At 39.5% G+C, this 15,988-nt stretch carries 9 protein-coding genes; 1 reads left to right on the forward strand and 8 read right to left on the reverse strand.

Annotated elements, in window-relative coordinates; translation table 11 throughout:
- Nucleotides 1-57: 57 nt before the first annotated feature.
- The 8 genes from LFUMFP_RS06920 to LFUMFP_RS06955 form a co-directional block, all read right to left on the reverse strand.
- Complete coding sequence (locus LFUMFP_RS06920; RefSeq protein ID WP_106483322.1) at nucleotides 58-354, reverse strand: hypothetical protein; 297 nt, start codon at nucleotides 352-354, stop codon at nucleotides 58-60.
- A gap of 18 nt (nucleotides 355-372) precedes the next feature.
- On the reverse strand, nucleotides 373-3,114 hold the full coding sequence (locus tag LFUMFP_RS06925) for a hypothetical protein (protein ID WP_106483323.1): 2,742 nt from the start codon (nucleotides 3,112-3,114) through the stop codon (nucleotides 373-375).
- 270 nt (nucleotides 3,115-3,384) lie between these two features.
- Nucleotides 3,385-3,678 carry a nucleotide pyrophosphohydrolase gene (locus tag LFUMFP_RS06930; RefSeq protein ID WP_106483324.1) on the reverse strand — a complete coding sequence of 98 codons (294 nt, stop codon included), beginning with the start codon at nucleotides 3,676-3,678 and terminating at the stop codon, nucleotides 3,385-3,387.
- Nucleotides 3,671-5,425, reverse strand: coding sequence for a DUF2075 domain-containing protein (locus LFUMFP_RS06935; RefSeq protein ID WP_106483325.1), 1,755 nt, complete (start codon nucleotides 5,423-5,425; stop codon nucleotides 3,671-3,673). The genes LFUMFP_RS06930 and LFUMFP_RS06935 overlap by 8 nt, the downstream gene beginning before the upstream one ends.
- A 104-nt stretch (nucleotides 5,426-5,529) precedes the next feature.
- Complete coding sequence (locus LFUMFP_RS06940; RefSeq protein WP_106483326.1) at nucleotides 5,530-9,870, reverse strand: PolC-type DNA polymerase III; 4,341 nt, start codon at nucleotides 9,868-9,870, stop codon at nucleotides 5,530-5,532.
- A 142-nt stretch (nucleotides 9,871-10,012) separates the two neighbouring features.
- Nucleotides 10,013-11,734, reverse strand: a complete 1,722-nt coding sequence (locus tag LFUMFP_RS06945; RefSeq protein WP_025082863.1) for a proline--tRNA ligase — start codon at nucleotides 11,732-11,734, stop codon at nucleotides 10,013-10,015.
- A gap of 25 nt (nucleotides 11,735-11,759) precedes the next feature.
- The gene (rseP, locus tag LFUMFP_RS06950) at nucleotides 11,760-13,055 is read right to left on the reverse strand and encodes an RIP metalloprotease RseP (protein WP_051552794.1); all 1,296 of its coding nucleotides are present in this window, start codon (nucleotides 13,053-13,055) and stop codon (nucleotides 11,760-11,762) included.
- A gap of 278 nt (nucleotides 13,056-13,333) precedes the next feature.
- Complete coding sequence (locus tag LFUMFP_RS06955; RefSeq protein WP_106483327.1) at nucleotides 13,334-14,653, reverse strand: IS1380 family transposase; 1,320 nt, start codon at nucleotides 14,651-14,653, stop codon at nucleotides 13,334-13,336.
- Between the two features lie 299 nt (nucleotides 14,654-14,952).
- Here LFUMFP_RS06955 and LFUMFP_RS06960 point away from each other — a divergent pair, with 299 nt between their 5' ends.
- Nucleotides 14,953-15,876, forward strand: coding sequence for an agmatine deiminase family protein (locus LFUMFP_RS06960; protein WP_025083990.1), 924 nt, complete (start codon nucleotides 14,953-14,955; stop codon nucleotides 15,874-15,876).
- The last annotated feature ends 112 nt before the right edge of the window (nucleotides 15,877-15,988 follow it).

A 15,988-nucleotide genomic window follows, 5' to 3' on the forward strand; every position in this document is an offset into this window, starting at 1 on the left:
TTGTCTATTGAAAGTTAGTGGTAACTTCAATATAACATGAAATTCACGTGGCGTTTTTTAGTTAGCGGTGGCTAACTTCATTATAAAATTCACCTTTATATGTGGTTGAAAAATATCCATTATTTTCTGAAAATATTTTTGTTGTCCAACAGTATCGTAATAATATTGAGCCGTCTTTAAATAATCCGTTTCATCAGTCAAATCAATCTCATTTTTAAATTCACTTATAAGTTCACTCCACTTAGGCAACCCCGAATTTGCTGATACTCCTGCACCAACAAATATTATTAAAGAATCATCTTTTATAGCCTCATTAAGATGTTTTTTTGCCATTTTCATAGTTGAATCTAACATTTATACCTCCCAAGAATACTAATATCTATTTTCTGCTATCAAACGAATAATAAAATTACTGTCTTTCATAGCAGCCTTCTCAATATCTACTTCCAATCTTTTATCCACTTTTTTTATATCGTCCAATCGATGAACAATTTGACTTTTAATAATTGCATTATCAGAACTCATAGTTTTTCTAAAATACTGTCCAATTATTTTTTTGAATTTCTTTTTCTCTAATAATTTCAACATCAAATGTATGTTATGCCACCGAATATCCCTATTCTTTGAATTTGCCCACATTAATGAATTTTGAAAAAAAAGATTCTCTAAATCAGTTCGAATTCGAATATTCCTGTAGCTATAAAAAAATACCTGAATTATTTGGCAAGTTTGAATTTGCTGATTAGTATTATTTAAAACCGATATAGTATTGGCAATCTCAATTGAATTTCTTACACCAACACATTCAAGCACTAGTAAGTGACACAAAACTAACATCGAACTATCGATTGAACCTATCATCGAATTCTTTAAAGAGCCAAAATCTTCTATTTCTTTAATCTTTTCGATTTCATTTTGCATTTCATCTATTAGATTCGAATCATATCTCATTAAAAATATTATTAATCTGTAGGCACTGAATTTATCTTCTATTAGCAATTGGGGATTTATTATTGTCTCTACAGCAGATTTATATACATCGCTTAATAAAAAAATATCTATATCTTTCTCTCCCTGAACCAAAATACTCTCAATTTCAAAATACGGGTTTGTAGCGAACATACTGTAACTACCATTAACTCCTTGTATCTTATTTCTTTTTTTAATTTCCTCAACTCTATCCATAATAATCATACTTCGAGCATGTTCATCTTTATTCTTATCAAATAGATATTCACCATTGTAATAAGTTCCCCAGTTATTTTTTATATATTCTTCCATATCTAAATTATGCTTTTGATCTTGATTTTTAAGTTGAACAAGAATTGGTTTTATTTTTTGAATCAAATCTGAATCCTGCGTATTATTCGAAAATTCTATAAGTACATCAATAATTTCATTTGAATCATTGCTACTAATCGATTTATAGTCAATAGCTTGTCCGGCTAAAATTAATGTCTCTCTATAGTACCTTCTACTTGTAGATGATAGTATCTTCAAACAAAATTCCACAATATAATGATTATTTAGACGTTTGTATACTCCTTTCAAACAATCAAAAATGACGGGTTGCACAAAAATAGTACTATTATCTTCGTCTAACCAGTTATCTATTTGCTTTCTCAAACTATTCCAATATAATGTAAAATCAGAATCATCTAAGTAAAGACCGACTGTATTCATTGCAATCAAATTAGCTTTAAACTGCTGATGACTTGGTTTTAAATAATTAGAAAATTCGTAAATATTTTTTGCTTCTTTGTTGTCCATCTGTTCGAGTATATTCTCAAATGACTTTACTATTCTCTTTACTTTTTTATGGTCTAATGTCAATATTGTTATTTTTAATAAAAGCATTATTGACGGCCAATAATTTGTCGTTTTAGTTAACTGATAAACCAATTTTTGAATCACCATATATATTCTACTAATATGCGTTAATGAACCAAACATCATCATTTCATAATAATTATCCGCCAGTAAATTCCCTAAATAAGAAAGATCCCCATAGCTAAATTTACCAGAGCCATTTCTTAAATCTTTTTTTTGTCTGTCTTTTTCAATCCACTCTAGAAGTTCTTTTTCATTTCTATCAACAATTGGGTAATATAATTTATCCTCCCGTTCGTTTAATGACTTTTGTCCATAGTTATTTGGATGGTATTCATTCTTCAACTCTGCAATTTCATTTTCTCTATTTCTCAAATCTATCAATATATCTTGAATAAACCATTCCTCAATAGTTTCATCTTTTTTCGCCATTTCAAGAGCTTGGCGAAGAAGATTCATAGATTCCTCGTATTGTTCTAAATAATATTTTTGATTAGAACTCCATCTTATTTTCACTATTCTATAGTAATTTATAGGAAGTATTTTTTGTAAGGACTCTAAGAAGAGATTCATATTAAAGCTTTCTATATCATCCTTACTAAATAGAATCAATAAAAATTTATAGCAATAATAATCAAAGTTCTTATCGACTTTGTTGATACCTGCTTCATTCTTTTCGCTAAAAATCAAGTCGTTAAAGAAGTCTCTGCAATAAGTATTCGATAAAGATTCTTTCTTATAAAAGGAACTACTTACTAACTTAGTTTGTACATTTAAGTTAGTATCATCCTCTAGAATATCATTTTGAATATTTACAGGGCGCTTCCCTTTATAGGTACTTAATACATCATCTACTAAGTTTAACGTACAGTTCTCAATAAATTCATTGAAGGACGAGATAACCATAAACTTGGGCCCGATAGGATCTTGCAATGTTCCTTGAAGTTGTGTCGGTTCACTCTTTCTCTCCTTACAAAAATAATAGAGTGTCGGAATTCGAAACTTATTAATAGTTTTAATTTCCGCCGCCACTCCATCAGGAACATTATCTTCATTATCGATTAGAACAATACACACATCACTTGCTTTTAGCTCTTCTTGATAATCATCTATCGCACTTCCTGTTGAGGGTCCTGTGGACTCAAACATGTATACAGTAAATAACCCCGTCATCTCTAGTGCTTTTTTTGCAGCTGTACGAGCCAACATATATTTTTGATCATTTTCCGTATTTCCAATTTTTGAACTTATAAAAACTTTTAGTTTATTTCTATAATTATCCATGCACAGCCACTCCTATAGTAGTCTTTAACTAATATTATAGCCTATAAGAATACATTATTTTAAGATAATTAATCCATATTTATTTTTTTAAATTACGTTATGCATTATTAATGAGATGGACTAGTAAATTTAAATAGATATTTTATATTTTTTAATCAAACCGATTTTTAAAATTTATATGAACGAATAATCTCCTCAACTCTCTATAACTAAAAGAGCTTTGATTACATTAATAAAATAATGTAATCAAAGCTCTTTCATTAAATCGAATTAATCCTTTGACACTGGATATTTCTCAGCATTTTTAATTAATTTCTGTTCAATAATATCATCAATATCCAAATTTAAGTTGTCTGCCATCATGTAACTATAGATTAAGACATCAGCTAGTTCTTCCTTCACCCGCTCGATATCTTTAGTCCCTTCTGCTGCTGTCTTCCATTGAAAAAGTTCTAGTAGTTCTGAGGCTTCCAATGAAATAGATAATGCCAAATCCTTTTCATTATGAAACTGCCGCCAATTTCGATCATCCCTAAATTGATTAATTTTTTCCATGCTATTCATATTTGATTTCCTCCGACTGCAGTGCTGCTCTTAAAGCATCATCGACCGCATAAATATACAGACCATTAACCCCTCGAGAGAGTAACACATTCAATTCATTATTCAACATTTCTTCCGAAACATCAATTTTAAGACCACTATCTAACGATCTTCTTTGTTTTGCTTTACTATTTTCACTCTGTGACTTATCAAAAACAATTCTACCATTTCTATATTTAACAGATGGTCCAATAATTACACCGGCATAATTCAAATCAAACCCTTGAATTGTAAAGGTCGACCCAACTTCATTCAGCGTTTGCGGTTGTTCTGCCCACGCTAACCCCTTGTTAAGTCTTTTTTGTTGACGCGTTAATTTAGATTGTAAGTTCCATAACATCTGCCAATCACCAATTTTAACGTACCATGGCTGGCCCTCATTATCTCTATTCCCAGAATATGGCCAATCAAAAGTCGCTAGTAACCTTGAAATACCAGAATCTTCATTCTGTGCTTTTTCGAAAATGGCTTTCTGTAATTCATCTGGTGAGTTAAAAAACCGAATTTCGTACCCCTTAGAATCTTTCTTAGGCAATGTCCCAATCGTTTTCAGATCGACTAAATTGCGAATCCAATCAATTGTTGATTGACCTGCATTTATTCTCAATTGCTTATTGAGAGCAATGTGATTGCCCTCACTTTTAACCTTAGCTAATAGCGTCTCTAATTGTTCTGGTGTCCAATATTGTTCACGCGATAAAATTTGTTTCCTATCAAAAACCGCCACAACAACCCGTGCCCGTTGTAATAAATCATCAAGCTGATTTTTACCAGTATAGGATTGCTTGCCTTGCGTTAACAGTAAATGTGCCTCATCCACAATGACAACATCCACGGGTTCCTCTTGCGGATGTGCGTTAATAAAAGGTGTTGGTTTTAAAACGGTCTTTTGCCCATCATGCGTTAAAATATCCAATTTTTTAGCGATTTCCTCATAAACCGTTAATTGCTGATCATGATTCACTAACAAAAACTGGCTAGTACCTTTCAACTGCTGAGTTTCTGAATTTTCTTTGGCTAGCTGATTAAGTTCATAAAAAAGACTGCTCATTAAAACGGTCTTTCCTGAACCAGCATCGCCTTCAACTACTATCAGCGTGCCCACTCCGGCTTTATTAGCCAAATTAGTTTCAATACGCCGCATAATTTTATCTTTCGCAGCCAACTGTTCTTCTGTTAACTTATGGAATGGGGATGCTTTAAATAAAGCTGAGTCTCGAATTGTTTTCTCAAGTGGAAATAATTTTGGGTCGAAGGTTCTTAATTTTCGCCAAATCTTAGAAAATATCTCTTCCATTTCGTCATATGAATAATACATATTTTGTTGATTAGTGCGACGATTATTCACTTTTTTAACAACATCGACACTCGCTAAATATTGCATCATTTTATTCTCGATATCTAAAGTCATCGATTTGTTAAAATGTTCATGCCCTATAACGTACATCTCAGCCGATTCAGAATCAGCGAGTTCTCGCCAATCAGATCTTTCTTTAGAATCTATGCTAATATGTTCGATTGTTCGTCGTTTAATGTCACTTGTTTCGCCAACGTAGACAGAATATCCGGCATGCCGATCGACGTCTTGCACAATATAAACGGTTGGATAACTTAAGATGTATTTTTTATCATCTTCTTTGATAATATCTTGATTGATAACGTCTTTGTTATAACCCATTTCATATATTATCGGTCTTAGATGTGACATTAAAGGATCCTCCCAGCATTGCATTTAATCAAATTATACTATTAATTAATCCTTATTAAAATAGACAAGCCCAATTGCCTTCGCAATCTAGCTTGTCTATTTGGTTACATCATATCAAACAGCGACAACTGATTCTCATCCGGTAGATCAGACAAGACGTTGTTGACCGTCATGTATTCAATCAAGGTTTTGGAAACTTTACCACGGTTGGATAAATCTTCTTTGGATAAGAAGGGCTTTTCTTCGCGAGCGGAAACGATTTGTTTGGCGACGTTATCGCCGAGGCCAGGCACGGCTCTAAATGGGGCGAGTAACGTGTGGTCATCTTGGATTAAGAAGTTGGCGGAGTCGGATTTTTCGACATCGACCATCTTAATGTTGATACCCCGTTCCAAACATTCGTTGGCGATTTCGAGGACCGTCAACAAATTCTTTTCCTTGGTGCTGGCTTCCATCCCTTTATCGGTGATTTCCTTCATGCGGGCCTTGACGCCTTCTTTGCCTTGGGCCATTGCCACGAGGTCGAAGTCATCGGCGCGCACACTGAAATACGTACAATAATAAATAATCGGGAAATAAACTTTGAAATAAGCAATCCGCAACGCCATCATGATATAAGCGGTCGCATGGGCTTTCGGGAACATGTATTTAATCTTCAAACAAGAATCGATGTACCAATCAGGCACGTTCTCATTTTCGCGCATGGCTTGTTGCCAGTCATCCGGAATCCCTTTACCCTTACGGACCCGTTCCATGATGTTGAAGGCGATGCTGTCGTCCATCCCCCAATGAATTAAATCCATCATGATGTTATCCCGACAACCAATCACGTCCTTCAACGTGACGACGCCTTTGTTAATCAACTCTTCGGCATTGCCTAACCACACGTCGGTCCCATGAGACAGGCCGGAAATTTGTAACAATTCCGAGAAAGTCGTTGGGTGGGTTTCTTCGAGCATTCCGCGGACAAAACGCGTCCCGAATTCCGGTACGCCGAGGGTGCCCATCTTCGAATTAATCTGTTCTGGTGTGACGTCCAACGAATCGGTCCCAGAAAAGAGCGCCATCACACCGGGATCATCGGTTGGAATCGTCTTGGGGTTAATCCCCGACAAATCTTGGAGCATCCGAATCATCGTCGGATCATCATGGCCCAAGATATCGAGTTTTAAGATATTATCATGGATTGAATGGAAATCAAAATGGGTTGTCTTCCAAGCCGCATCTTGATCATCGGCTGGAAATTGGATTGGCGTAAAGTCGTAAATATCCATATAATCCGGCACAACGATAATCCCGGCCGGATGTTGACCAGTCGTTCGTTTGACACCGGTTGACCCCTTGGCGAGTCGATCAATTTCAGCCGCTCGGAAAGTTTGTTCTGTGTCACGTTCGTAAGCTTTGACGTAACCGTACGCCGTTTTATCGGCGACCGTGCCAATCGTACCAGCCCGGAACACGTTATTTTCACCGAACAAAACTTTCGTATAATTATGCGCCACCGATTGATAATCACCCGAGAAATTCAAATCGATATCGGGGACTTTATCCCCATGGAAGCCTAGGAAGGTTTCGAACGGAATATCATGGCCATCTTTATCGAGCGGTGTATCACATTTCGGACAATTTTTATCGTCTAAATCGTAACCCGAACCGACTTCACCCTTGGTATAAAACTCGGAATAATGACAGTTAGGACAGCGGTAATGCGGTGGCAATGGGTTAACTTCGGTAATCCCGGTCATCGTGGCAACTAAACTCGAGCCGACCGATCCCCGCGAACCAACCAAGTAACCGTCCTTACCACTCTTATACACGAGCTTTTGCGAAATTAAATAAATCACCGAGAAACCATTCCCAATAATACTCTTCAATTCCTTATCCAAGCGTTCTTGGACAATCGCAGGCAATTCAGCACCGTATAATTCGTGCGCCCGATTCATGGTCAGGGTCTGAATTTCATCTTCAGCGCCTTCCATCTTCGGCGTATACAACTTGTCCTTGACCGGCACAATTTCATCGAGACTATCGGCTAGCGCATTGGGATTTGTAACGACGATTTCTTGGGCTTTATCAGCGCCTAAAAAGGCAAAAGCTTTCAACATTTCATCAGTTGACCGGAAATGGACGTCTGGTAATTTCGACCGGTTTAACGGATTAGCGCCACCCATCGAATTAATCAGAATCTTACGATAAATTGAATCGACCGGGTTTAGATAATGGGCATCGCCCGTCGCAACGACTGGTTTGCCAAGTTCGGCACCCAGCTTGACTAAATTGGCAATGATTTCTTCCAAAGCTTTTTCGTCTTGGACCAATTCACGTTCCAACAACGGTGCGTAAACGGCTTTGGGCATGACTTCGATGTAGTCGTAATACTTCGCCCGACTGCGAGCTTCTTCATAACCTTTTTGCATCATCGCTTCGAAGACCTCACCACTACTGCAGGCCGAACCAACGATAATTCCTTCACGCAATGCGTCTAAACGGCTCTTCGGTAAGCGTGGTGTCCGGTAATAATATTCGGTCATTGACGCCGAAACTAATTTGAATAAGTTCTTCAAACCAGCTTGGGTCTTCGCCATCAAAACGGCGTGGGCTGGCCGCGCTTGTTTATACGAATCGCCTTCACCGACTCGATTGTTTAATTGATTGACGTTAAGCATCTCGTAGCGCGTGGCCGCTTCGGTTTCTAATTTGTACAATAAATAACCAGTGGATTCCGCATCGGCATTGGCGCGATGATGGTGTTCCAAGTTAATCTTGTAGCGTTTCGTTAATGAATCTAATTTATGATTTTTATATTCTGGGTGCAACATCCGTGATAATTCCAACGTATCAATCACGGGATTTTCGATTTGACCTAGCTCGTTACGACCGTAACCGGCGTTCAAGAAGCCCATATCAAACGTGACGTTGTGGCCCGCTAAAACGGCATCGCCAGCAAAATCCTTAAACATCGCCAAGACGGCGGCTTCGGATTTAGCGTCTTGTACCATTTCATTCGTGATACTGGTTAATTGCGTCGTAAACGCCGATAACGATTTACCAGGATTGATAAATTCATCAAACGAAGCTACCACTTCACCGTTTTTCATTTTAACGGCGGCTAATTCGATAATTGAATCGTAAACGGCCGACAACCCGGTCGTTTCCACATCAAAAATCACGTATTCGGCAGTTTCAAGAACTTCGTCGCGTAAATTATAGGCGACTGGTGTGCCGTCATTGACGAGATTGACTTCCACGCCGTACAGAATTTTAACGTTATTCTTCTTACCCGCGGCGTACGCATCCGGAAACGATTGTAAATTGTAATGATCGGTGACCGCAATGGCGGACTGGCCCCAACTGGCGGCTTGTTTGACGAAGTCGCCAATTTTATTAGTGGCGTCCATTTGCGACATGTTGGTGTGCAAATGCAATTCGACCCGTTTACCATTTTCGGCGGTATCTTGGCGTTTCGGATGACTGACTTCGACCAAATCATTGGCATTCAGTACCAAATCACGGAGGAAATTATCTTCTTGGACACTCCCACGAACTTTGAACCACATGCCCGGATTGATGGCGGCAAACAGCCCTTCATCGCTGGCATCCCGTGAGAACTTCTTAACCGTAAATGATGATGAATAATCGGTCATCTTCAAGATTAACAATTGACGGCCCGAACGCAAGACACGAACTTCTTTATCGAAGACGTAACCTTCAATCACGACTGACCGTTCTTCTTCGTTAATTGTGATCATTTGACGCGCTGGTTCGTCGGGTTTTAAGCCGCGGCCCATACTAATTGGACCGTCAACTGGTTTGCCTTCAGCTTGGCGTTTTTCTTTAAGCGCTTCATTTTTCTTAATGGCTTCAGCCGCGGCTTGCGCTCGGGCGGCATCTTGGACCGCTTTTTTCGCTTGGAAATCCTCAATCGCTTTTTGCGAAGCGGATTCATCAATCAACGGTTGAATCGCAAACTTCGGAAATCCTAAACGGCGATAACCATCTTGAATCGCGGTTTGTGCTTGGTTAATGAAGAAGTTTTTAACAATATCATTTTCAACGACTAGATAAGTTTGCTTGCCGTCCATGTAAGGTGTCTCTTTCGCACAGAGTTCGTGCAATAGTGACGATTGGATGCCGCTATGATTGACGACGTATTCCCAATAGGCCGCTAAGACACCACCATCAAGTTCGGTTTTATCAGTCGTCATCGCAAGTTGGACGGTCGCAATGGACTTAAATGCCGCTTCCAAATATTGTTCAAACGTCACAAAGACCGCGTAAGGTAATACCGTCTCGAAATGCAATTTGAACGTCCACGCCTTCGAGGTTTCATGGACGATGACTTGTTCGACTTGACCGGTTTTAAAACCGGGATAGTTCGCCACATCGGCGGGTAATTCGATTTGTTCTAATAATTTCTGAAACAATGCCGTTTGATCTAATGCCACAAAAGGGCCCCCTTAACGCTGGTAATTGAGTATCAAGTCAGAAAACCAGTCTACCCAGAAACTAAGGATAAACTGGTTTTCTGATTTGAACGGAAATGGATGCGTGTGACAAACTCAACACGCTTAAACACTATCGTCGTGATTATTCAGTGACTGATTGTTTGCTATCTAAAAGGACACTTAATGAATTGATTAATTCATCTTTCTTCACTTCTAGTGTTTCACCCGTTTTACGAATTTTGACTTCGACAATTTCTTCAGTCGCTTTTTTACCGACCGTAATCCGGATTGGCAAGCCAATTAAATCGCTATCGGCAAACTTAACGCCCGCACGTTCTTTACGATCATCAACTAATACTGAATAACCGGCTTCTTCTAATAAAATTTCGATTTGTTCCGCTAATAGCACTTGGTCCGCATCTTTAACGTTGACGGGGACAATGTGTAAATCAAATGGCGCAATCGTACTTGGCCAAACGAGGCCGTTATCGTCAGCTTGTTGTTCCGTAATGGCGGATAGTAAACGACTAACCCCAATCCCGTAACAACCCATGATGATTGGTTTAGCGCGGCCGTTTTCATCTAAGAAAGTCGCACCAAATGCTTCTGAATAGCGTGTGCCTAATTTAAAGATATGACCAATTTCGATGCCCTTAGTAAATTGTAATTTACCTTCGCCATCTGGTGAGGCTTCACCTTCTTGAACGAAACGTAAATCAGCATAGTCCGTTTCAGCAAAATCACGTTTGCCGTTAACATTTAATAGATGATGATCGGCTTCATTGGCGCCAACGACTGCATTGACCATCGCTTCAACACTATAATCAGCGACTAATTTGACTGCTTCTGGTGCATTGACCGGTCCGATTGAACCCATTGGTGCGCCCATAACAGTTTGCACTTGTTCTGGCGTTGCCATTTCTAAGAAATCAGCATTCAAGAAGTTCTTTAATTTAACGTCGTTGACTTCGTAATCACCACGAACTAAAACCAAGACTGGTTTTTCGTCGGCGATAAAGAGGACACTCTTAATGATTTGTTGCGCCGTGATTTCTAAACGAGCTGCGACTTCTTCAATCGTATGTGCATCGCCAGTCGCCACTTTTTCAGTTTCCAATTGAACGTCAGTTGAACTTTGGCTAGGACGAACACCGCTAGCCATTTCTAAGTTGGCCGCGTATTGGCTTTGATCAGAATAAACAATCGTATCTTCACCGATATCAGCAATTGCGGTAAATTCTTTAGAATCTTTACCACCCATCGCCCCGGCATCCCCAATGATGGCCCGGAAATCTAATCCACAACGGGTAAAAATATTCGTGTAAGCTTGTTCCATTTGACGGAAAGTCGTATCTAAATCAGCTTCGTTGGCTGAGAATGAATACGCATCTTGCATAATAAATTCACGACCACGCAATAAACCGTAGCGTGGACGATTTTCATCACGATACTTGGTTTGAATTTGATATAACGTTAATGGTAGTTTCTTGTACGATTTAATGTTATTTCGCACTAAATCAGTAAACGTTTCTTCATGCGTGGGGCCTAAGATAAAGTCGCGTTCATGACGATCCTTTAGCTTGAACAAGTTTTGGCCGTATGTGTCATAACGACCTGATTCTTGCCATAATTCAGCGGGAATCACACTTGGCATTTGCATTTGAATCGCATCAATCTTGTCCATTTCTTCGCGAATAATCGTTTGAATCTTATCTAACACGCGAAAACCGAGTGGTAAATAACTATAGATACCCGCTGAGACTTGGTGAATATAGCCGGCCCGTAACATCATGCGATGGCTTTTAGCTTCCGCTGAGTTAGGAACTTCCTTTAAAGTTGGAATAAATAATTTTGACTGTTTCATATGTTGTTATGCCTCCAAATGTAATCTAAAAGAAAAAGCGTTGGATATCGTTCCAAGTGACTAAGACCATCAATAATACCATGATACCAACCCCAACCAACGTCACAATCCCCTCTTTTTCGGGTGATAGTGGTTTACGGCGAATCGCTTCAATCACGTTTAAGACTAACTTGCCGCCATCTAATGCTGGAATTGGAATTAAGTTCATAATCCCCAAGTTTAATGATAGGAAGGCCAAGAAATAGACCAACGCGTTAAACCCTTGTTCTGTGAATTGAGTCGTCATCGAATACATGCCGACCGGTCCTGATAATTTATTTAATGAAAAACCACCGGTTAAAAATGAACCAAGGACTTTAAAAATCTGACTGGCAATCGACCACGATTGCGTGAAGCCGTATTTAACCATCGTCATAATCCGATGATCTTGACTCGCAGTGACACCGACTTGACCCACTTTGGTTTTATCCTGCGTGACTGCTTTGGGCGTCACCGTGACCGTCTTCGTCTGTTGGCCCCGTTGGTACTTAATTTGAACCGGTTTATTTGGATTCTTAGCAATAATCTGACTGAAATCCGTGAACGAAGTGACCTTGTCGCCATTAACGGCCAAGAGTTTGTCATCGGTTTTTAAACCCGCTTTTTGCGCGGGTGAGTTCGCTTGGATTGTGCCGAGTTGCGCCTTATTCTGGGCAACCCCACCGCTTAACATCGCAAAGAGAATAAAGGCCACAATCGCCAAAATAAAGTTGTTGAACGGTCCGGCAAAGTTGGTTAACATCCGGTTGATCAACGTCGCTGATTGGAATTGAACATCGACCGGTGCGATTTGCACTTCAGTCCCGTCCGCTTCAATAATCGTCGCGTCGTGTAAGACTGAATACCGTTTTAATTCGGATTCATCGCCGGCTTCATAACCTTCTAACCACAATTCCTTTTGTAAATCGGTTTTAGCGATTTGGAAAGGTACCCCGTTTAAAGTGGTCACCTTATCGCTCGTATTAATCCGCTGAACCTGGCCCTGATCGTTCAAAATCAGGGTTGCTTGGGTACCTGCTTCGATTTCAGATTCATCATCCGCCATCCCCGCCATGCGGACGTAACCGCCTAACGGTAACCAGCGAATCGTATAAGTCGTGCCATTCTTCCGGGTGGCAAAGAGCTTAGGCCCCATCCCCACGGAAAACTCGCGCACTAAAATGCCTGAACGTTTAGCCACATAGAAATGACCAAATTCATGCACCACTACTAAAATACCAAAAATAATGATAAACGCAATTATCGCCGCCAATTGTGTACGACTCCCTTCTAGATGCGTCATTTTAGACTTTGTTTAAGTATGAACTGTTATATTATATCACGAATCTGGTTTTCTCAAAAATAATGCTTAATTCTCTTCCTGAATAATTCATAGCTCTAAATTTAAGCTATTTTTTTGAACAAAGTGCCTACATTTAAATTAGGCAGATACATTCTTCCAAAATAATGTGTTTTCGAACAGGATATATACGGAAGAAGGCTATAATAAAAATTATTTGTCTATTTAAGGGCAGACTGACCCCTTGGAAAAATAGGTTAAAAATTTTTACGATAACTAGCCTAAATCCATTGCCTAGATCGCCGTAGGCGTTCAAAAACCTTATAAAATTCAGTTTGATACACATGATAACTCGACAGTTTGAGATAGACTTGTCTACCTGTTTTAACGAGTTTTCCGGCAACTTTAAGCAATGTCAATCGTATAGAATGAATCGTCATCCCCCGATTCACTTGTTCAAATCCAATGGTCTTTAAAAAATTGACGAGGTTGTAAGCCAGGACACTGATCATCATTCTGACATGATTTTCCAGGAAACGCGGACTATCTGTTTTGTCAAAATAAAAGCCTAATTTCGCTTCTTTGATGAAATTTTCCATTGTTCCACGCTTGCCGTAAAGAGAGAATATGACTTCAGGCGAGACATTATCGGATAGATTCGTCACAATGAATGCGTGGTGAAAAAGAAGCTCTCCTGCTTCACGGATTGATCGAATACAAACGCGACGGGGTTTTGACCAGGATTGTGCTTGATAAGGGAGTGAAAAATACTGTATTTCTCGGTCTTCCCATTTTTTATTATCCCCATAAAGAACAGAGTGTTCAGCTAACTGACTTAACCTCCGATTGCTCTTTAATCGGATAACGTACTGGCTTTCAGTTGCTTCACAAGATTCATACACCTCTGGTGTGGCGAAGCCGCTGTCACCCCGAACCAATATCTCGGTATGAGGTAACGTGCTCTTGTAGTGGTGTAACAGCGGGTCGATAAAGGCTTTTACCCCTTTAGACGTGTACTGATTGCCTGAACGCAGTTCAGCTTTTAGGAAATCTCCGGTCAATCCGTCAAATGCAACTAATGGGTGATAGCCGTAGGTTTGATAATGGGCATTATAATCTGTTTGTTCTTGGCGTCCAAAGGTATCCGAATGTGTGGAATCGACATCAATGATTAACTCGGTGTCATTGCGAATCAAACGCGCTTTATCAATCAGCGACTGATTTAATGCTTGGAGTTGATCCATGTTCTCCTCGGTGAAACGATCTAAAAACCGTGAGATTGACGATTGTGAGGCCAACTCTTTTTTACCGAGTACAGCTTGAAAGACTGGATACTGTCTTAATAGATTAGCTGATGAGTCTGCCGAGTACCCAGCAATTAACTGCATAATGAGTTGTTCTAATATCGCTAAGTTATCATGTGTGAAGTAAACACGTTTGTCTTTAATATGGAGCCACTGTTTAGCTACGTGTGAAAAGTCGAAGGTATTCATCACCTCTTTAACTAAGACCAAACCCGAATCACTCGATAAGCGACCACCTGTATGTGAAATAGTCAAATTTGAATTGAATTTTACCTGGTTTTTGTGTAAGCTAGTCATGAGAAGAACTCCTTTCTTATGGTTGGTTTCGACACCTTTACCATATCAGAATGGGGTTCTTTTTGCATCACTTAACAGGTGAAAATGAAAAAGTAAATGAAGACTGCCGTTAGGCAGTTTCAGACGGTTTGAAGTCAAAGTATGAATTATTCAGGCTCTTTTAAAATAATTATAATATTAATTAAAAAAAAGTTGTCAAGCATCAATTTAAGCTGCTAGCTCGGCTTTATATTTTTATTAATATTATATAACCAAACCAGCCTGTATAATAACGGCAATCAACCAAAGGAGGTTTCACCATGTTCCGTAAACTCAGCTTATTATTGTTCGCCGGTAGTTTAGCAACGACGATTCCCCAATGTACACATCCACAAGGACAACTCTTCACCGGTCGTCCTCGATTAAGCGATCATTATTATTGGCCGTTTAAAAAAGATATCCGACAATTTGAACGGGCGACCACTAGCATCCCGATTCCCTATGGCGATGTCTGGATTAAAGATGTCGCACCAGTCGTGACGTCACGCTTGGTCAAGTTCCGCTATTCGCCCGATTATCTCCCTAAAAAACAAAGCGCTGCGTTAGAATCAGCCTTTTCGGATTGGCTCGATCAACAACATTTTAACTACCTTAAATCCGCTATTATCTTAGATGGCGGTAATTGCATCTACAACGGCCGTGACACTGTGATTATCACCACTAGGGTCTTACAAGATAATCCGGCGTATTCACGATCCGCCTTAATTCAGACACTCAAGTCACAACTACAAGTCACTCACGTTATCCTGATTGCCCCTGAACCCGGTGACGTTTTGGGACACGCTGATGGTCAAGTTCATTTCTTAAGCCCGGACTGCCTACTATTGGGTGATTTTAGTGGTCATCAAAAAATCAAACAGCAATTGCAACGTGCATTACCTCAAACGACCATTATTGATTTACCCTCCAGTTACCAAGCTGCTGGTCAATACGATTCCGAAATTCCGTCGGCCAAAGGACTCTATATCAACATGACTGAAACGACTTCGACTGTCTACGTTCCCCAATACGGTCTTAAAATGGATCAAGCAATCATCAAGTTGGTCCAACAACACACCTCTAAAAAAGTCCAAGCCGTTGATGTTGCCCACCTATCGACACTCGGCGGATCCGTCAACTGTTTAACTTGGTATTGTCCCAACAATTTATTACCGGCACAATTAAAAAAACACGCCAATTCTTAAATGAGAATTGACGCGTCATGGTAAGTTTAATTTAGATTGGGGAATAATGCTCGGAAGCACTCGTGGGTTCCAGCACTCTATTCTAAAACGTGCTTTTGATTGCAACAATTTC

It is taken from the genome of Latilactobacillus fuchuensis (assembly GCF_900258455.1).
In the GTDB taxonomy this organism is placed as follows: Bacteria; Bacillota; Bacilli; order Lactobacillales; family Lactobacillaceae; genus Latilactobacillus; species Latilactobacillus fuchuensis.